Here is a 19,255-nt window from a genome sequence, read left to right on the forward strand (position 1 = left end):
CTTAACTTAATGTATTTCTTAGCGATGTAATCATTTTACATAAAGCTTCATATTCATCATAAAGCTTTTTAAAATCAACATCATTCAATATTTTTCTTTTCTGTGCAATAAATAAACAGGACACAACCTCAATAGCCGATCTTAAAGCATAGCCTAAAAAGTTCTTGAATACAGCGTTTGTTTGACCTGTACAACCTTCAGCAATGTTCAATACAACAGAATCAGCCGCACGTTTAATTTGAGCCGTTAATACAAATAACTCTTCCTTCGGAAAAGATTTCGTCAAAATGTCAATCTCATTGGTTAGTTCGAGCGCCTTTTGCCAAACTTGTAAATTTTCAAACTTAAAAGCCATATGTTTACTATGGTCTATAGACTATGGTCCACGGACTAATTAATCCTCGTCGATTAAACGTTTTGTTATTGGCTGATATGTTTCGATACGGCGATCACGCAGGAACGGCCAGTGACTGCGATAGTAATCAGATTTTGCAAGATCAAGCTCATGCACGGTAACCTCTTCGTCATCGTGCGAAGCTTGGTATAGCACACTGCCAAACGGGTTCGATACAAAAGAGCCGCCCCAGAATTTAAGTCCGGCTTCTTCACCAACCCTGTTCACGCTAACCACGTGCACACCGTTAGCTACCGCGTGCGAACGTTGTATGGTTTGCCATGCGTTGTATTGTTCGGTATTTGTGCCTGCATCCTGAGTGCTTGCCCACCCGATAGCGGTTGGATAGAACAAGATTTCGGCACCCATAAGCGCGGTAATACGAGCAGCTTCAGGATACCATTGATCCCAGCATATCAATACGCCTATGCAGCCAAACTTGGTTTTGAAAACCTTGTAGCCCAGGTCGCCGGGAGTGAAATAAAATTTTTCGTAAAAGCCCGGATCATCCGGAATGTGCATTTTGCGGTATTTGCCAAGGTAGCTGCCATCGGCATCCAAAACGGCAGTAGTATTATGATATACACCCTGCGCACGTTTTTCAAATAGTGAAGCAATGATAACCACATTCAATTCGGCAGCAACAGCCTGTAAAGCATCGGTTGAGGGGCCGGGGATACTTTCGGCCAGTTTGAAATTGTCGTAGTTTTCCTCATCACAAAAATATAATGAGGTAAAAAGCTCCTGCAAGCAAACTATTTGCGCGCCTTTGGCTGCTGCCACGCGTACTTTTGCAATTGCTTTATCTAAATTTTGCTGCTTATCGGCTACGCAGCTCATTTGCACAATACCAACTTTTACTTTGCTCATAATACCCGTTAAATTTCCGGCAAAAATAGCACTTTAATATTAACTGTAATGTCAGGAAATAGAATGGGTTATGGCTATGCTTAAAATTATTTTTTGACTTGAAGTGAGAATCTTTAACACAAAACTTCACGTATGTAAATAGGCTGATTTTGTTAGCTTTGCATCCGCATGTCAGAAATTGAAGATATTGTTGACGAAGGCACCGAACACAAAACCTGGAAAGGTAAGCTTTGGAGCGTTGTAAAAGTTATTCTTATTGTAGTGGTAACCGGCGGGTTGCTTTACTGGGTTTTCAGTAAGGTGCCTTTTGCTAAAATCACTTACCGTTTAACACACGCTAACCGCTTTCTGCTTGCAGCAGCCATTGGCAGTTATTTTGTTTCGATGCTGGTAGCCTCGTGGCGATTGCTTAGTTTCTTCAAGTCGATCAACCTCCGGCTCGACTGGCGCTTTAACCTGCGTCTTTATTTTGTCGGTCTATGCTACAACGTATTGCTTCCGGGTGGTATTGGCGGCGACGGCTACAAAGTTTACCTGCTGCACAAGCGGTATAAACTTCCTACAAAAAAAATGCTGCTGGCTATTTTGTTCGACAGGCTTAGCGGGTTGTGGGCAATCGGCTTGATTGTAGTTACACTTATTATACTTATACCGCAGATAGAGTTACACCTGGGTATCCCGCTTGGTATATTTACATTCGGTACTATTATTTATTATTTTGTAGCGATAAAGTTTTTTAAAGAGTATACCAATAATTTTTTTTCGGCGCATGCTAAAGCTGTTGGTGTACAGTCGCTTCAAGTGTTAACCATTGTGTTTTTACTGCTTGCGCAGGATTACCATGGCAAATTTGCACCGTACTTATTATCGTTCCTGATATCATCCCTTGCGGCTATTATACCATTCAGCTTAGGAGGTGGTGGAGTACGCGATGCCATTTTCATGAATCTTTCTAAACCGTTCAACCTTACTCAAGACATGGCGGTTTATCTGAGCTTTACATTTTATCTTATATCAATAGCCGTAGCATTACTGGGTGTATATTATGTTTTCCGCACCAGCCGTTTAGAGGAAGGCCTGCCAAGTATTGAAGAAAAGGACGAAAATCCTGCTTAATTTTACCGCATGAACATCATTATAACAGGTGCCAGCAGCGGCGTAGGCTTTGAGGCGGTAATTGATCTTTGCGTATCAGGCAAACATAAAGTGATTGCGCTTGCCCGCTCGCAGGATAAGTTGGAACGATTACTGCAAATATCAAAAGATCTTAACCCCGACTGCACCGTTTACGCCCTGGCTTTTGATCTGGTTTATGATGATCATAACGCCCTGCGTGAATTTATTGCCAGCCATTTTGATAACCGTGTAGATGTGCTTATTAACAATGCAGGTGTACTGATTAACAAGCCTTTTTTACAGCTTGGTGAGGCCGACTTTGTTGAAATGCTGCAAAGCAATTACCTGGCGCATGTGCGTATGATAAAAACGGTGGTTGACATTATGCCCGCCGGGGCACATATACTCAACATAGGCAGTATGGGCGGCTTCCAGGGAAGTGTTAAATTTCCCGGACTGGTGGCCTATTCGGCCAGTAAGGCCGCGTTACATACCTTAACCGAATGCCTGGCGCTTGAACTTGTCGAACAGCAGATCAAAGTAAACTGCCTTGCGCTTGGTTCGGCGCAAACAGAAATGCTTGAGAAAGCCTTCCCCGGTTACGAGTCGCCGGTTATGGCGTTTGAAATGGGTAAATACATTGCCGACTTCGCGTTAACAGGCCATAAATTTTTTAATGGGAAAGTGTTGCCGGTTGCCGTTACTACACCCTGATTTTTGCAACTGCTTAATAATTATTAAATTGGCAATTAGTAACTATCCACGTTATGTGCAAATATGCAATGGTAAAATACAAATCCCATTACGCCTGTTTTAACTGCTGCAAAACATTTAAACGTAGGCTTTGGGTGGATATCAAAAAGGGTGATGAAGCAGGGAAAGAAGCCAAATGCCCTGAGTGTGCTCAGTTGATGGCTAACATGGGCAAAGATTTTGAAGCGCCGAAAAAAGACAATCTGAAGGCTTGGGCGCATATTAAAAACCTGTATTCGGTTGGTGTAACTTTTCATTCTTGCGGATGTACCGGGCCTGGTTATATTCCACAGGATACAGAGCGGCTTATTGCTTACCTTCAGGAACTACATCAAGACTATCATAAACAATTAAACTTTTGGCGTGAGCGGCATGAACCTACCAACGAACGTGAAATTGCCCGTGACAAAAGCAAAAACTGGAACTATATCACACAAATTCCGGTAGACGCAAAATCTAAAAAAGGCTCGGTTGTAAACGAAGATGCCAAAAACTACTGGATAGGCAGGATAAAGGATGTAGAACAAAAGTTATTTCAAATTCAAAATACTGCTGGCAAGGTTTAATCGCTTCCTAAACATCATCAAACTCCTGTTTGGGTGGCGAAGCATATTTTCTGGTACCCAGCAGTCCTAAACTCATGATGATACTTGTTGACAGTATCACTACAAACAGCAGTCCGGTTCCTATTTGCGGTATTTTTAAGTTATCAGGAAGATTATAATAAAGCAGTACACTAATCAGTCCGCGTGGTATGATTACAAACTCGGGCATCAAATTGGTTTTTAAAGCAAGCTTGATATAAAGGAACCTTATCAGGTAAATTGCTACCAATATCATGGCTCCTGTAATCAATGTACCACCATCCTGTAGTTGATTTAAATTCATGGTAAAGCCGAAGATTACAAAGAAGAATGTCCGCATCAGGAAGGCGCTTTCTGCTGATAACTGAAGCAGTTGCTTTAATTCATGACCAAGCACCGGGTATAAAAAATTGCGCCTGAACCATAAAAAAGGTATCTGGGAAGCATTATTTAAAAACAAACCAAAAGCCAGCACCACAATAAGCGACGACAGGTGAAACTGCTGACCAATTGCATATACCAATATGATGATGGATATTATAAGGAAAAACTTCACATGATGCGTTATGTTCTTGATCAGGTAAAGCAGGAATAAACACGACACCAATGCAAATACCAATATCATTAACAGTTCAATACCTAATTGAGTAAAAGCTGTAAAATTGAAATGGCTGTTTCGTACGGTAAAGTTGAACAGGATAATGGTAAGAATGTCAGAAAACGACGACTCATAGATGATAAACTCTTTTTTATCTTTCGACAAGCCGGAAGCCGATGGAATAGCTATTGATGAACTTACCACGCAAAACGGAATGGCGTTTACCAAACTATGATACACATCCTGTCCGGTTATATAACAAAATAGCGCTGTTATTACAGCCGCCGTTATTAGCAGTGTAAAGAAAGCTGAAAGGAATGATTGCTTGATAACCGTATTCTTGTCGGGTGTGTATTTAAGCTCAAGGGCGCCTTCAAATACAATTAATATTAAGCCCAAGGTGCCTAAGGCTGGTAGTATCTTGGTAAAATCAAATGTGTGGATATTAAAATACACCACAGCTTGTTTAAGGCCGATACCCAAAAACAGCAGCAGCAATACCGACGGAAGCTTGGTACGCCCGGCAAGCAAATCGAACAGGTAAGAAAATATCACCAGTCCGCAAAGTATCATCAATATCGTGTATGTCGTCAAATCTCTGCTTTATGTGTTCATTTCAAATTTATCATTATAAAACTTAGTATCGCATTTCAGGTTTTAATATCATCTCAAAATCATAACAATTGCAAATGACAAAGCCATGAATATAAGTGTCGTGCCGACATTCATATTTGCCTCACAAAATATTTATACAAATGAGTCACCTGTTTTCACCAATAAAAATAAAAAGTGTTGAATTGCGCAACCGCATAACCGTATCGCCAATGTGCGAATACTCTGCCACCGATGGCTTTGCCAACAACTGGCATCTTGTACACTTAGGCAGCCGTGCTGTAGGCGGTGCGGGGCTTATCATTGCAGAGGCTACAGGTGTATCACCTGAGGGTCGTATTACTTACGGCGATTTAGGGATTTGGAAAGATGAGCACATCGAAAAACTGAAAGAGATAACAGATTTTATATATCAGCATGGCTCGGTAGCAGGTATACAACTGGCACATGCCGGCCGTAAAGCCAGTCATGATTTGCCATGGAATGGCGGCAAACAAATAACATCAGACGCTGAGAACGGCTGGAAAACCGTTGCGCCAAGCGCCATTCCTTTTTTACCGGGTACTGAAGAACCGGTTGAACTGGATAAAGCAGGCATCGAAAAAGTAAAGACTGACTTTAAAGCTGCTGCGGTTCGTGCCCTTGCTGCCGGATTTAAAGTAATAGAAATACACGGTGCCCATGGATACTTGATCCACGAGTTCCTGTCGCCGTTGAGCAACCAGCGTACCGATGAATACGGTGGCAGTTTTGAAAACCGTATTCGCTTGCTTACTGAAGTGGTTGAAACTGTAAAAGAAGTATGGCCTGCTGATTTGCCATTGTTTGTTCGTATATCGGCAACCGACTGGACAGAAGGCGGCTGGACTATTGTTGAATCGGTTAAATTGGCGCAGGTATTAAAAGATTTAGGCGTTGACCTGATAGATGCTTCGACAGGGGGCAATGTGCCATCTGCAAAAATTCCGCTTAAAGCTGGTTACCAGGTTGAATTCGCCGAAGCTATTAAACAACAAACAGGTATATTAACAGGCGCTGTTGGATTGATCACTACCGCACAACAGGCTGAAGAAATACTTACAGCGGGTCAAGCCGACCTGATCATCGTTGCCCGTGAGCTTTTACGCGATCCGCACTTCCCGCTGCGCGCCGCCCATGAACTTGGCGCCGAGATAAAATGGCCGGTGCAATATGAGCGTGCCAAGTGGCATTGAGATATAGTCCATAGATTTATTTTACTATGGACCATGGACTATGGACTATTTGACTAAATAAACTACATTTACATAAAATCACAATAACCATGAAACGTACAGCAACTGCCCATTGGGCCGGAACTTTAAAGGAAGGCAAAGGCGAGCTAACCACACAAAGCACAACGCTTAACCAAACACAGTATTCGTTTAAAACACGCTTTGAAACCGGCGTAGGCACCAACCCTGAAGAACTTATAGCCGCGGCACACGCCGGCTGCTTCACTATGGCTGTAGGTGCTGCACTTACTCAAGCGGGCTTTACCCCAGGCGATCTAACCACCGAGGCTATACTTGACCTTGATATGGCTGCCCTGAGCATCACCGGCATACACCTGGAATTAAAAGCTTCTGAAATAGAAGGTGTATCTGCAGATAAGTTTCAGAAAGTAGCTGAAGGCGCAAAAGCAAACTGTATTATTTCAAAAGTACTTAGCGTGCCTATTACTTTAAACGTTACTTACGCGTAATTTCTCAGATCCTTTTTAACAGAGTACATTAGTAAATATTATAAAAAGAGCAGCTAATCACTGCTCTTTTTTATTGCCTGCCAATTTAAACCTTCAGTACTTCCATTGGTTAATATATCGTTATGAGCAGTATCCGCAGCCGTTTATCATTAAGCCTTATCGCGTCGTTAGTTATTGTTGGCTTCCTTATTTTCATGTTCCTGTACATAAAACGTGAGTTTACTAACACACGTACAGAAGTAAGCCAGGTAGTGCTTGTGCAGAAAATAACCAGTATGGGCAAGCTGGAACTGGTTAAATATGCGGTAAAGGATATTGTTGAAAAGAAAGAAGTGCACACGATTTTGCCCGACGAGCGTGTACTATTTTTAGCCGTTGGCGAAGTAACTGCTTGCATTGATCTGACAAAAGTGAAGGAGCAGGATATCATCCAATCAAAAGATTCGGTTACCGTTACGTTGCCACAACCTGAAATATGCTATGCCAAGCTCGATCATCAGCAGTCGAAAGTGTATGATATTACCGGCGCCTGGTTCCCAAGCAATGCCCGTGATATGGTAGAGGAAGTTTATAAGATCGCCGAAAAGAAGATCCTTGATGGGAGTAAGGAAATGCACATTACCGACAAGGCCCGAGAGAACGCCCAGCTTATATTTAAACCGCTGCTTGAAAGTATTTCTGGCAAAACCGTTATACTGAAGTTCAGATAACAGTTCTAGCCTGAACGGGTATCTTTGTATATTCACGCCATGGCTAAGCTGAAAAAACTACCATCGCCCATTACTATACTGGTTATTGTAATACTTATTGCTGCTGCGGCTACCTGGCTGCTACCAGCAGGTGAGTATGATAAGCTGAGTTACAACGGTTCGGGTAGATTTATTGTGCAAACCACAACAGGCGAAAAAACACTGCCGTTTACACAGCGTACGCTTGATAGCTTGCATATCCGCATACCCTTGGCAAAATTCAGCAATGGCGATATCCGTAAGCCTGTGGCTATTCCCGGAGATTATCATACCGTACCATCCAACAAGCAGGGGCCTATAAATATTATTGAAGCGCCGATAAAAGGTTTGTATGATACTATTGATATCATTCTGTTCGTGCTATTTATAGGCGGATTTATGCATGTGTTCCAGCAAACCGGCGCAATGGAAGAGGGGATACGCAACCTGTCGTACCGCATGAAAGGGCGCGAAGCGTGGCTGATTATTATCATGACATTCCTTTTTTCGCTGGGCGGAGCCTCATTCGGTATGGCCGAGGAAGGATTGGTATTTTATCCAATAATGGCGCCTTTATTTTTAGCGGCAGGTTATGATCTATTAGTGCCGGCGGCGGTGATCTTTGGTGGAACTTCAATCGGTATCATTTCATCATTCTCGAACCCATTTGCTACCATTATTGCGTCGAACGCGGCCGGTGTTAATTGGGCTGAAGGTATTACCGAACGCCTGATTGTTTTTATTGTAGTTACCACACTGTTTACATGGTATGTGGTGCGCTACGCTCAAAAAGTAAAAAAGGATCCTTCAACCTCGCTTGTTTACCGTATAGACGGTATAGCCATATCCGCCTTAACAAATGATCAACATAGTACTCCTGTTAAGATGAGTAAAAAGAACAGCGCCTTGCTTGTACTTTTTATGGCGACGTTTCTGGTGATGATATACGGGGTGGTTTTCCAGGGTTGGTGGTTGCCCGAAATGTCGGCGCTGTTCCTGGTATCGGCCATTATTGTCGCGGTAATAACCTGTGTTAACGAAAGCGAGTTTATAATGCAATTTATAGAAGGGGCTAAAAGTCTGCTATCAGTAGCGTTCATTATCGGTGTTGCACGTGGCGTTGGCCTTATTCTGAATGACGGGCGTATCAGCGACAGTATTTTGCATTATTCAGCCGGACTTGTGGGTAATATGCCGCCATTGCTGTTTATCATTATTTTATTTCTGCTTTTTAATGTTTTCACGCTATTCATCAGCTCAACATCAGGTATGGCGGTATTAACCATGCCCATATTTGGCTCGCTGGCAGTTGTGGTCGGCGTGCCTGGTCGTGAGGTGGTAAATGCTTACCTGTTTGGTATTGGTATTATGACTTTTATTACGCCAACCGGATTGATTCTTCCTTCCTTAGCTATGGTAAACGTGAGCTACAAAACCTGGATCAGGTTCATCTGGCCATTTTTAATATTGATAAGCATAGTTTGCTGCTTATTTTTAATTGGCGGTGTATGGTTGTTCCGTTGACATTATTTTGATAAACATTCACCCCGAAAGGGGGAAATTTAGGGGGCAATTGCAAAAATGTGTTAAACAGATGTTATCTTTTAATTTATAGCAATATATTTAGGCATAAATTAATTTAACTGAAAATATTGTTATGACCTCAAAGTTTATCAAACATTTATCACTAAGTGTTATGGGGCTCCTGTTTACCCTGTGCACTGTTGCCCAGCCCAGGCTGCCTGAAGGCTACTTCTGGAAAAAGCTTCCAAACGGGCTGGAAGTAGTAGTAATTGAAAATAGCAAAGTTCCCCTGGCTACTATCGAGATTGCTGTAAAAAACGGCGCTTACACCGAAGGTCCTGAATATAGCGGTCTTTCGCACCTTTTTGAGCACATGTTTTTTAAAGCCAACAAAGATTATCCAAACCAGGAAGCTTTTATTAAACGTACGCAGCAGTTAGGCGCAATCTGGAACGGTACTACCAACGTTGAACGCGTAAACTACTATTTCACCTTTGACAGGGACAGTTTGAAAGCCGGCCTTAAATTTATGAACGCCGCTATCCGTTTTCCTATCTACCGTGTTGAAGATATGAAAAAAGAGCGCCCGGTAGTTGATGGTGAGTTCCAACGTGCCGAAAGCAGCCCTTACTTCCAGATTTGGTATGAATCGCAAAAGAAACTTTGGGGCGACCTGGTGACCCGCAAAAACCCTATTGGTGATCACGAAGTGATTAATACCGCCACTCCTGAGAAAATGATGGTGATTAAGGATAAATATTATTATCCAAACAACAGCTTGTTGACTATTTGTGGTGACGTTAAACACGATGCAGCATTTAAACTGGCCGAAGACATTTTTGGCGACTGGGCATCAAGCGGCTGGGATCCACATGTGAAGTATCCAATCCCGGCATTTAAGCCTCTTGAAAAAGATGAGTTCTTCGTAAAAGAATCATCAATAGCTAAAACCCCTTATATCATGTACAGCTGGCATGGCCCGTCGTACCAAACCGACTCGGCTGCAACTATTGCTGCAGACGTGTTTTCAACAATATTGGGTTTGAATGCGTCAAAACTTCAGCAGGCCCTGGTTGATAAAGGTTTAGCATCATCAGTTGATGTAAGTTATACAACCAACAAATATGTAGGCCCTATCGAGATCTTTATCGAACCTACCAGTGCTGATAAAATTAAAGCCTGCCACGAAGAGCTGATGAAACAAATAGCCATGTGGGACAGCCCCGACTACTACACCGATGAGCAGTTAACCGATGCTAAAGCGATATTACTGCGCAGCAGCGCCCGTCGGAAAGAAAAGCCATCGTCGCTGGCCAGCCAGTTAAGCTACCAGTGGTGCAGCACCTCATTAAATTATGGTACCGATCTGGACGATAACTATCAGAAAATAACCCGCGAGGATATCAAGAAATATATCGATAAATACATCATAGGTAAACCAAAGGTTGCAGGCGTTATTATATCGCCCGAGGCAAATAAACAAATTAACGCAGGTTCGTTTTTCGCTGCTAAATAACCTTTAATTTTATTACAATGAAGAAATACATATTTGCATTAATTGTTGCCGCGGCAGCATTAAATATACAGTCGGCATCGGCACAAACGGATGCTTACGAAATGATGGTGAACGGCGTAAAAGTAATTGTACAGCCAACCAAAAATGATATTGTTGAGATACAAACCGTAATTAAAGGCGGCGTACAAAATTACCCTGTTAACAAAGCCGGTATTGAATCACTTGCTATGTCGGCATTAACCGAGTGCGGTACCGAAAAGCATGACAAAAACAGCTTTAAAAATGCACTTGATAAAGTAAGCGCTCAGGTTTATGGCTACGCTTCGAAAGATTATGCGGTAGTACGTATGAACTGCCTTGCGGGAGATTTTGATGCCGTATGGCCTTTGTATGTTGAAGCGTTAACACAGCCAAAATTTGATGCTACTGAGTTTGCCCGTATAAAGAATGTTGCTATAGCACGTTTGCAATCGCAAAATTCGCAGCCTGATAACGCAATTGACAACTTTGCCGATAGTATAGCCTTTGCTGGTCGCGACTATGTGAAAGATCCATCGGGTACACCTGCCATATTAGCTAAACTTACGCCGGCTGAAACCAAAGCTTATTATAATTCGGTATTTACAAAATCGCACTTACTTATTGTAGTTGTAAGTAATTTAGACAAGTCTACTATCGAATCAAAAGTAAAAGGGTTACTTGGCGATGTTAAACAGGGCCAGCCGTTTGCTTTGAAAAAATCATTTTTCAGGGTTTACAAAAACTCTTTCAATGCTGAAACCAAAGCCTTGGCAACCAATTATGTTGAAGGTGTTACCAGCGGTCCACAGCCCGGCGCGAAAGATTTTGACGCCTTTATGGTGGCCATGCGCATATTTGCAAACCGCCATTTTGTTGACGTACGTACAAAAAACGGTCTTTCTTACGCGCCACAGGCCTGGTTTAGCGCAGGTGCTACCTCAACAGCAAGGGTTTCGGTAACAACTACTGATCCTAACAAATACATTGCCGTATTTGATAAGCTGGTTGATTCGATTAAAACCAAAGGTTTTGATGCCGAAGAAGTAGCAAACATGAAAATTACTTACCTGACAGGCTTCTACTATAAAAACGAAACCAACAGCGCGCAGGCATCATCAATAGTTTCGAACGAAGTATTGCACGGCAACTGGAAACGCTCATTAACCATGGTTGACGATGTGAAAAAGCTTACCCTTGCGCAAGTGAATAACGCTTTCCGTAATTACATTGGCAATACCGTGTGGGTATATCAGGGCGATCCTAAAAAAGTGACGCCTGTTTACTTCATCAACGGAACCTTGAAAAAAGGCGATAATCCGGTAAGTCACTAAACAATATATTTCATATTTAAAGAGCCCGGAGCTATCCGGGCTTTTTTTGTTTGGGCTTTGGGTGTGAAATTAATGTTGTAATTTCGGCTGCTTAGTAACCGCATAGTGTTTTCAGTATTTAAAAAAGAATTAACTGCCTACCTCAGTTCGCTAGTAGCCTATGTTACAATCGGCGTCTTCCTGCTTGTATTGGGGCTTTTTTTGTGGGTGTTTCCTGATAGCAGTATTTTAGAGTACGGTTATGCCGGACTGGAAAGTCTGTTTAATACCGCGCCCTACCTGTTCATGTTCCTGATACCGGCTATCACCATGCGTGCCATAGCCGAAGAACGCAAGGAAGGAACGCTGGAGCTGCTTTTAACCCGTCCGCTTACTTTATTTCAGATAGTATTTGGCAAATATCTTGCTTGTGTGCTATTAGTGTTATTCGCATTGGTACCTACACTGGTGTACTATTATTCGGTATATGATCTTGGTTTACCACAAGGCAATATTGATACAGGCGCAGTGATGGGTTCATATATAGGCTTGCTGTTATTAGGCGCAGCCTTTACTGCCATTGGTTTATTTGCATCGTCACTTACCAAAAACCAGATCATCGCTTTTACTATAGCGGTATTTTTAAGTTTCTTTTTTTATACCGGGTTCGATTCATTAAGTCAGTTGCTTTCGCTGCAAAATCTGGGACTTCAGGCTTTAGGTGTAACAGAGCACTATCAGTCGGTTAGTAGGGGAGTACTTGATACTCGCGATCTAATTTATTACCTGCTGTTGGCAGGGATATTTATCTGGCTGACCGTGTTTGTATTGATGCGCCAGCAACAAAAAGGTTTGCGCAGTACCAGAATGCTGGCTGTTATATCACTATTTATATTTGTTGGCATATTATCACAGTCTGCATTTACCCGGTTTGATTTTACTAAGGAGAAGCGTTATACGCTATCGGCCATTAGTCATACAATAATTGATAGTTTGCCCGAGCCTGTAAAAGTGACCGTTTTTTTAGAAGGAAGTAATTTTCCGGGTGGTTTCCGCAGGTTGCAAAGCGCTACGCGTGATATGCTGTTGGACATGCAATCGTACAGCCATGGCAAATTTGAGTTTGAATTTACTGATCCGCTTGAAGGATTATCGAACCAGGAGCAGGAAACAACGGTTCAAAACTTGCAGGACCGCGGCATCGAACCAACTAATCTTAGCGTAAAAACCGACGATGGCCTGTCGCAAAAGTTGATCTTCCCCGGGGCGATGGTAACATCGGGCGACAATGAAATAGCTGTTAAGTTACTGCAAACCCGTATCGGCCTGTCGCCTGATGAGGTACTGAATAACTCGGTGCAAAATCTTGAGTATGCGTTAACATCAGCCATAAAAAAAGTAACAGCCGGTGGCAAACCGCAGATAGGCTTTACCGAGGGACATAAAGAATTAACAGATACTCAATTACAGTATGCACGTTATGCTTTATCGGATGGGTATTTAGTAGGAAGAGTAAATCTTTCAACAATTCCCTTTGACAGTTTAAAGAAAATTCAACTAATTTTTATACCCAAACCTGACGCACCATTTACCGAAGCCGAAAAATTTAAGCTTGACCAATTCATTATGAACGGCGGTAATGTGGTTTGGACTATCGACCAGGTGAGTGCTGAGCTTGACAGCTTGCGAGGTAAGGGTGGTGAGCAGTTAGCTTTTCCAAAAAAGCTAAATCTTGATGATCAGTTATTCCGCTACGGTATCCGCATAAATTATGACCTGATTGCCGACATGAGTTGCTCGCAGATACCGGTGGCCGCCGGCAACCTAGGCGGGCAGGCACAGATACAGTTGGCGCCATGGCTGTTTTATCCCGTATATATCCCAACCTCAAAGCATCCGGTAGTAAAAAACCTTGATGGTATAAGCAGCCAGTTTGCCAGCACCATTGATACGCTTGCTGTAAAAGGTACTAACAAGGTTGTTTTACTTAGCACATCGCCATACAATAAAAAATTGACCACGCCGCACCTGCTTTCGTTGCAGGCGCTTGAGCAGGAGCCCGACCCACGCGAGTTTACAAATCAGCCAAAAATTACCGGGGTTTTACTTGAAGGAACTTTTAAGTCGGATTTTGCAAACCGCCCGGTTCCTGAAGGTTTGAATGAAAATATTGTTGCACTGCCGCAAAGCAAGCCTGCAAAAATGATAGTTTTCAGTGATGGCGACCTATTTAAAAACCAGGTAGCTACCGATGGTTCGCCATACCCGCTGGGGTACGATCATTACACACAGCAAACCTATGGAAACAAAAATTTGCTGCTTAACATCGCCGATTACATGGCCGGTGACCAGCGCCTCATAGCGCTTCGAAGCAAAGAGATACAATTGCGCCTGCTCGACCGCGCCCGACTGCGTAATGAAAAGCTTACCTGGCAAATAATTAATACGGTTGTACCTTTGTTATTGGTGTTGATATTTGCTATTTTTCAACATTATTTGCGCAGGCTGAAGTATGCCCGTTAAAATTTATACTTTTGATTTGATTAAACACTAAATAGGTCTATGCGATTTATCGTTTCTACATCAACATTGCTTAAACAGCTGCAGGCTGTTAGCGGTGCCCTAAGCAACAGCACAGTGTTGCCTATTCTGGAGAACTTTTTATTTGAAATAAAGGACGGTAATTTAACCATATCGGCAACTGACCTGCAAACCAGCATGACAACTTCGCTGGCGGTTGAAGCTAAAGAGAACGGCCGCATTGCCATTCCATCACGCATATTGCTTGATACGCTAAAATCATTACCTGAGCAGCCGGTGGCTTTTTCTGTTGACGATACTACTTTTGCTATTGAAATAAGCGCCGGCGACGGTAAGTATAAATTAAGCGGCGAAAACGGCGAAGATTTCCCTAAGATCCCGGTGGTGGAGAACGCGTCATCGGTTAATCTGCCTGCATCGGTACTTTCTGAAGCGATAAATAAAACCATCTTCGCGGTAAGTAATGATGAGCTGCGCCCTGCCATGACAGGTGTATTCACTCAACTATCAACTCAGCATTTAACTTTTGTATCAACCGACGCGCATAAACTGGTTCGCTACCGTCGTAAGGATGCAAAAGCAGCCGGTACGGCTTCTTTCATTTTGCCTAAAAAGGCCTTAACGTTATTAAAGTCTGCTTTACCTGCCGATGATGTAAACGTTTCGGTAGAGTATAACAGCACCAGCGCTTTCTTTAAATTTGGCAACATTAACCTTGTTTGCCGCCTGATAGATGAACGCTATCCTGATTATGAGGCTGTTATTCCGGTTAATAACCCGAATAAACTGCATATTGACCGTCTTGCATTTTTGGGCTCGCTTAGCCGTGTGGCTATTTACGCAAACAAAACCACCCACCAGGTAAGGTTAAAGATCAGCGGCAGCGAACTACATATCTCATCAGAAGATATCGACTTTGCTAACGAAGCTCACGAGCGCCTGAACTGCCAGTATGAAGGCGAGGATATTGAAATTGGCTTTAATGCACGCTTTTTGATAGAGATGCTTAAAAACCTGAGCAGCGAAGAAGTAGTGCTTGAAATGTCAACCCCTAACCGTGCGGGTTTGTTGCTACCACAAGGCGGCGATGAAAACGAAGATGTGCTGATGCTGGTTATGCCGGTGATGCTTAATAGCTATGCTTAAGTGTAAACTTAAATTATAAATCCAACTAAAAGTCTGCCCGAAAAGGCAGACTTTTTTGTTAGCATTGCAAAGCGTTTCTTGTTTGTAATTATTACTATTATTGCAACCGCTAAATAAACGATTTAGCATCATGATTACCAATTATGAAATACATTATCAAAAGCCTTGTTGTAATTGCACTATTAGGTTTTACCAATATTAAAGCAGCCAAAGCGCAATCAAATGCCCTAATAGCCGGTGACTTTGCTGATCCTTCTATCATCCGTGTACCCGGAAAAGGTTATTACGCGGTAGGTACTTCTTCAGAATGGGCGCCGCACTTTCCGGTTTATAAATCGAGCGACTTAAAGATCTGGAAACAGACCGGCTATGTTTTCGATAAAGCCCCGGAGTGGACATCGGGTTCATTTTGGGCGCCCGAATATTACTTCATGAACGGGCAGTATTATATTTATTATACAGCCAGAAGAAAATCAGACGGGGTATCATACATCGGTGTGGCTACATCAAAGTTCCCTGATAAGGGTTTTCAGGATCATGGCGTGATCATAAATCATGGTAAGGAAGCTATAGATGGTTTTGTATTTAACGATAACGGGCAGCTTTACATCACATTTAAGGCTTACGGACTTGAGAACAGGCCGATTGAGATATTAGGCTATAAGCTTTCGGCAGATGGTATGAAAGTAATAGGCGAACCTTTTTCACTGTTGAAGGATGATGAACGGCAGGGTATGGAAGGGCAAAGCATCCTGAAAAAGGATGGATTTTATTATTTATTTTATTCGGCTGGTAACTGTTGCGGTGGCGGATGCAGCTACAATGTACGTGTTGCACGGTCAAAAACATTTAAAGGCCCGTATGTAAAGTATGACAAAAACCCTTTGTTGCGAGCAGAGGGAGAATGGAAATGTACCGGGCATGGTACGTTTGTAAACACGCCCGAGGGTAAAACGTATTATCTGCATCACGCATATAGCAATACTAATGATGTATTTACGGGCAGGCAGGGCATGCTTGCTGAACTTACCTGGCCTGTTAAAGGCGGTTGGCCGGTGCTGAAAGGATCGGCTATCGAAAGTAACGACAATACAAATATTACCGATCAATTCAAGGCTGCCAAACCGGCGTTATACTGGCAATGGGACTTTCGTAATTCAACGCCTGTTATAAAGCAGGGTGGAGGTAAGCTTAGCTTGTCGGGTACAATTAAAGAAGGAAACACAACGGGTGTAGCGCTTACCGTAAGGCCGGTATCTGATAACTTTGAGGTAACCACAACAGTAACTAACAGCAATAGTGCATTAAAAGGCCTTGTATTTTATGGTGATGCCAAAGCAGCGGCAGGCATTGGTGTTGAAGGTAAAGAAGTGCAATTATGGATAGTGAAGGATAATAAAAGAGAGGTACTTGCTCAAAAGGCGCTTGATTCGGCTGCCCCGGTTGAATTAAAATTATCTATGCGGCCTGATAGAACCTGTAAAGTATTTTACAGGCAAGACAAAAATGACTGGAAAGAACTTGCAGCTGATAGAGGTTTGGATATAGGCTTCTTACCACAATGGGATAGGAGCCCAAGGATTGGATTACATTTCAAGGGAGAAACAGGAGCTGTGGCCGAGTTCTCATCATTCACCCTTACAAACAAATAGGTAACTACTTCAAATATTTGTTCTGCAATATAACAAACATCAAAAACAGCAGTTATATATTAGCACCATGAATCTTAAGGCACCCTTTGTAGTTTTTTTCCTGATAATGGCTACGCTTGTTGCATGCCAAAAGGATGATCTGCCGCCTCAAGTTTCCACTAACACTGCTCAGTTAAGCGTTATTAATCTTACCACCAGCCAGCTGAATTTTTTTCAAAACGGTAACAGGTTAAACAGAACGTCTACTATTTATGCATTAGGCGCTACCGATTATTTTGAAGTATTTGCAGGCGAACAGGTGTTTCAGTTTAAAAGAAACGGCAGTTCAGATGTGTTATTTAATGTAAATTTGACTTTGGATAGTTTAGGCAGCTACTCGTTATTTGCCGCGGGTTTAAGTCCTGACGATATGATACTTGCCAATGACGATAATATAACTATTGATACCGGTGATGTTTCCATGATAAGATTTGTTAATGCCTCGCCAGAACAAGGAAACTTTGATCTGTTATTAAATGATACATTAGCTTTCGGTAGCAGGGCGTATAAAACAATATCAGATTTTGTACCGGTTAGAAGTGGAGAAAGGATATTAAAAATAACCCGGTCGGGAACAGGGGATACGCTGATCAGAGATACAATTGAATTAACGAGAGGCCGTGCTTATACCATATTTTCGAAAGGATTAATAGGGCAAACCGGTGACGCAGGTTTTGGCTCGGGGCTAATTTTAAATTAGGAAAGGTGAAAAAAAATAACTCAATATCGGTAAATATCTTTTCAGTACTTGTAAGCTTATGGGGACTGCTGTTGCTATCGTCGTGCGGAAACAACGGCAACATTAACCCGGTTGAGGCCAAGATACAGTACCAGGTTTTAAACTTAAGCTACGATATCTTGCCTGTTAACCTGTATGTAAATTACCTTAAGCAAAACTCAAGCAGCATCAGATATCCAAGCGGATCGGGCTATATTGGGCTTACTACTATTGATACCCCTTTCCAGATACGTTCGGCACAAACAAATACTACCGTTAACCTGCTTAAGATTGACAGCACAAAGCTGAGCCGGGATACTAAATATACAGTATATATTGTAGGATCGCGGAAAGACAGTACGCTTGATTATATTTTTACTGTTGATACCAGCAGGGTGCCTGCTGTAGGTAAAGGTAAAGTACGCTTTGTAAACGCGGCGCCACAGGTAACCGGGGCCGACAGCCTTACTATAACCGCTAATGATGTTGTGGCTTTTTCAAAAAAATACAAAGGGGTAAGCGACTATATAGAGTTAACCTCCGGTATGTACAATTTTGTTATACACCCCAATAATAATTTGAACCAAACACTGGTTACATTACCAAACACCACCATTCAGGATGGCAGGTTGTATACCATATATACTTATGGCTTGGCTTTCAGGACTGATACAACCGCTTTTAACGCGCAAATTTTAAACAACCGTTAATCTTTTTATTATATTTTTGCGGCAAATAAAGCCAACGTGGAAATAATAAAAACCATTATCGATTTTATTCTGCATATTGATAAACACCTTGCAGAGATCACGCACGATTACCAAACCTGGACATACCTGATACTGTTCGTTATTATTTTTGCTGAAACCGGCTTTGTTGTAACACCCTTTCTTCCCGGTGATTCGCTGCTTTTTGCTGCGGGCGCCTTAATAGCGGGCGGCCAAACAGGCTTAAACATTTATGTCCTGACTTTATTACTTATAGCCGCGGCTTTTATAGGTAATACCGTCAATTATCTGCTGGGTAATTACCTCGGCCCAAAAGTATTCAAAGAAAATAACAAAATACTGAAGCTTGATTACTATCTGCAAACTAAAGCTTTTTTTGATAAGCATGGCGGCAAGGCGGTTATATTCAGCAGGTTTTTGCCGATTATACGTACTATAGCCCCTTTTGTGGCCGGTGTAGGCAGTATGCCTTTGGCGCGTTACAGCTGGTATAATATTGTAGGTGGTTTTGCGTGGGTAGTAAGCTTTTTGTTTTTAGGATATTTCTTTGGCAACATTCCGGTGGTGAAAGAAAATTTTACCATCGTGGTATTTGCTATTATCCTTTTTTCAATAGTTCCGCCGATATGGGCTGCCATCAAATCAAGAACAGCGAAAAAAACGCCGGGATCGGGCTTGTAAG

At 42.3% G+C, this 19,255-nt stretch carries 18 protein-coding genes; 15 read left to right on the forward strand and 3 right to left on the reverse strand.

Annotated features, from left to right (window positions below; all coding sequences use genetic code 11):
* Position 1: 1 nt before the first annotated feature.
* Positions 2-355, reverse strand: a complete 354-nt coding sequence (locus EOD41_RS14630) for a four helix bundle protein (RefSeq protein WP_127706209.1) — start codon at positions 353-355, stop codon at positions 2-4.
* A gap of 39 nt (positions 356-394) precedes the next feature.
* A complete protein-coding gene (locus EOD41_RS14635; protein WP_127706211.1) occupies positions 395-1,264 on the reverse strand; it encodes a carbon-nitrogen hydrolase in 870 nt (289 codons plus the stop codon).
* Positions 1,265-1,432: 168 nt separating this feature from the next.
* Between EOD41_RS14635 and EOD41_RS14640 the strand changes: the two genes are divergently transcribed.
* From EOD41_RS14640 to EOD41_RS14650, 3 genes are all read left to right on the forward strand, one after another.
* A complete protein-coding gene (locus EOD41_RS14640; RefSeq protein WP_127706213.1) occupies positions 1,433-2,380 on the forward strand; it encodes a lysylphosphatidylglycerol synthase transmembrane domain-containing protein in 948 nt (315 codons plus the stop codon).
* Between the two features lie 9 nt (positions 2,381-2,389).
* The gene (locus tag EOD41_RS14645; protein WP_127706215.1) at positions 2,390-3,094 is read left to right on the forward strand and encodes an SDR family NAD(P)-dependent oxidoreductase; all 705 of its coding nucleotides are present in this window, start codon (positions 2,390-2,392) and stop codon (positions 3,092-3,094) included.
* A 134-nt stretch (positions 3,095-3,228) separates the two neighbouring features.
* Positions 3,229-3,699: a hypothetical protein gene (locus EOD41_RS14650; RefSeq protein ID WP_205780567.1), complete on the forward strand. Its 471-nt coding sequence runs from the start codon at positions 3,229-3,231 to the stop codon at positions 3,697-3,699.
* 7 nt (positions 3,700-3,706) lie between these two features.
* On the opposite strand, the gene EOD41_RS14655 is transcribed toward EOD41_RS14650, so the two are convergent.
* A complete protein-coding gene (locus EOD41_RS14655; protein WP_127706219.1) occupies positions 3,707-4,909 on the reverse strand; it encodes a cation:proton antiporter domain-containing protein in 1,203 nt (400 codons plus the stop codon).
* Between the two features lie 161 nt (positions 4,910-5,070).
* Between EOD41_RS14655 and namA the strand changes: the two genes are divergently transcribed.
* The 12 genes from namA to EOD41_RS14715 all read left to right on the forward strand — a co-directional run bounded on the left by namA (position 5,071) and on the right by EOD41_RS14715 (position 19,254).
* Complete coding sequence (namA, locus tag EOD41_RS14660) at positions 5,071-6,141, forward strand: NADPH dehydrogenase NamA (protein ID WP_127706221.1); 1,071 nt, start codon at positions 5,071-5,073, stop codon at positions 6,139-6,141.
* A gap of 89 nt (positions 6,142-6,230) precedes the next feature.
* On the forward strand, positions 6,231-6,650 hold the full coding sequence (locus EOD41_RS14665) for an OsmC family peroxiredoxin (RefSeq protein WP_127706223.1): 420 nt from the start codon (positions 6,231-6,233) through the stop codon (positions 6,648-6,650).
* 122 nt (positions 6,651-6,772) lie between these two features.
* A complete protein-coding gene (locus EOD41_RS14670; RefSeq protein ID WP_240663417.1) occupies positions 6,773-7,360 on the forward strand; it encodes a DUF4230 domain-containing protein in 588 nt (195 codons plus the stop codon).
* A gap of 39 nt (positions 7,361-7,399) precedes the next feature.
* Positions 7,400-8,902: a YfcC family protein gene (locus tag EOD41_RS14675; RefSeq protein ID WP_127706225.1), complete on the forward strand. Its 1,503-nt coding sequence runs from the start codon at positions 7,400-7,402 to the stop codon at positions 8,900-8,902.
* 172 nt (positions 8,903-9,074) lie between these two features.
* On the forward strand, positions 9,075-10,418 hold the full coding sequence (locus EOD41_RS14680) for a M16 family metallopeptidase (protein ID WP_127706227.1): 1,344 nt from the start codon (positions 9,075-9,077) through the stop codon (positions 10,416-10,418).
* 17 nt (positions 10,419-10,435) lie between these two features.
* A complete protein-coding gene (locus tag EOD41_RS14685; protein ID WP_127706229.1) occupies positions 10,436-11,770 on the forward strand; it encodes a M16 family metallopeptidase in 1,335 nt (444 codons plus the stop codon).
* Between the two features lie 105 nt (positions 11,771-11,875).
* Positions 11,876-14,272, forward strand: coding sequence for a gliding motility-associated ABC transporter substrate-binding protein GldG (gene gldG, locus EOD41_RS14690; protein WP_127706231.1), 2,397 nt, complete (start codon positions 11,876-11,878; stop codon positions 14,270-14,272).
* A 39-nt stretch (positions 14,273-14,311) separates the two neighbouring features.
* Positions 14,312-15,436, forward strand: a complete 1,125-nt coding sequence (dnaN, locus tag EOD41_RS14695) for a DNA polymerase III subunit beta (protein WP_127706233.1) — start codon at positions 14,312-14,314, stop codon at positions 15,434-15,436.
* 143 nt (positions 15,437-15,579) lie between these two features.
* Positions 15,580-17,088 (forward strand): family 43 glycosylhydrolase, encoded by a 1,509-nt coding sequence (locus EOD41_RS14700; RefSeq protein WP_127706235.1) that lies wholly within the window; start codon positions 15,580-15,582, stop codon positions 17,086-17,088.
* A 67-nt stretch (positions 17,089-17,155) separates the two neighbouring features.
* On the forward strand, positions 17,156-17,827 hold the full coding sequence (locus EOD41_RS14705) for a DUF4397 domain-containing protein (RefSeq protein WP_127706237.1): 672 nt from the start codon (positions 17,156-17,158) through the stop codon (positions 17,825-17,827).
* A gap of 5 nt (positions 17,828-17,832) precedes the next feature.
* On the forward strand, positions 17,833-18,555 hold the full coding sequence (locus EOD41_RS14710; RefSeq protein ID WP_127706239.1) for a DUF4397 domain-containing protein: 723 nt from the start codon (positions 17,833-17,835) through the stop codon (positions 18,553-18,555).
* Positions 18,556-18,591: 36 nt separating this feature from the next.
* On the forward strand, positions 18,592-19,254 hold the full coding sequence (locus tag EOD41_RS14715; protein ID WP_127706241.1) for a DedA family protein: 663 nt from the start codon (positions 18,592-18,594) through the stop codon (positions 19,252-19,254).
* Position 19,255 lies beyond the last annotated feature (1 nt).

Origin of the sequence: Mucilaginibacter limnophilus (assembly GCF_004005815.1) — a bacterium.
GTDB lineage: Bacteria > Bacteroidota > Bacteroidia > Sphingobacteriales > Sphingobacteriaceae > Mucilaginibacter > Mucilaginibacter limnophilus.

What these genes read in the sequence shown, in the direction of transcription:
- EOD41_RS14630 (WP_127706209.1), bottom strand. Translation starts at nt 355, where the DNA reads ATGGCTTTTAAGTTTGAAAATTTACAAGTTTGGCAAAAGGCGCTCGAA.
- EOD41_RS14635 (WP_127706211.1), bottom strand. Translation starts at nt 1,264, where the DNA reads ATGAGCAAAGTAAAAGTTGGTATTGTGCAAATGAGCTGCGTAGCCGAT.
- EOD41_RS14640 (WP_127706213.1), top strand. Translation starts at nt 1,433, where the DNA reads ATGTCAGAAATTGAAGATATTGTTGACGAAGGCACCGAACACAAAACC.
- EOD41_RS14645 (WP_127706215.1), top strand. Translation starts at nt 2,390, where the DNA reads ATGAACATCATTATAACAGGTGCCAGCAGCGGCGTAGGCTTTGAGGCG.
- namA (WP_127706221.1), top strand. Translation starts at nt 5,071, where the DNA reads ATGAGTCACCTGTTTTCACCAATAAAAATAAAAAGTGTTGAATTGCGC.
- EOD41_RS14665 (WP_127706223.1), top strand. Translation starts at nt 6,231, where the DNA reads ATGAAACGTACAGCAACTGCCCATTGGGCCGGAACTTTAAAGGAAGGC.
- EOD41_RS14670 (WP_240663417.1), top strand. Translation starts at nt 6,773, where the DNA reads ATGAGCAGTATCCGCAGCCGTTTATCATTAAGCCTTATCGCGTCGTTA.
- EOD41_RS14675 (WP_127706225.1), top strand. Translation starts at nt 7,400, where the DNA reads ATGGCTAAGCTGAAAAAACTACCATCGCCCATTACTATACTGGTTATT.
- EOD41_RS14680 (WP_127706227.1), top strand. Translation starts at nt 9,075, where the DNA reads ATGGGGCTCCTGTTTACCCTGTGCACTGTTGCCCAGCCCAGGCTGCCT.
- EOD41_RS14685 (WP_127706229.1), top strand. Translation starts at nt 10,436, where the DNA reads ATGAAGAAATACATATTTGCATTAATTGTTGCCGCGGCAGCATTAAAT.
- dnaN (WP_127706233.1), top strand. Translation starts at nt 14,312, where the DNA reads ATGCGATTTATCGTTTCTACATCAACATTGCTTAAACAGCTGCAGGCT.
- EOD41_RS14700 (WP_127706235.1), top strand. Translation starts at nt 15,580, where the DNA reads ATGAAATACATTATCAAAAGCCTTGTTGTAATTGCACTATTAGGTTTT.
- EOD41_RS14705 (WP_127706237.1), top strand. Translation starts at nt 17,156, where the DNA reads ATGAATCTTAAGGCACCCTTTGTAGTTTTTTTCCTGATAATGGCTACG.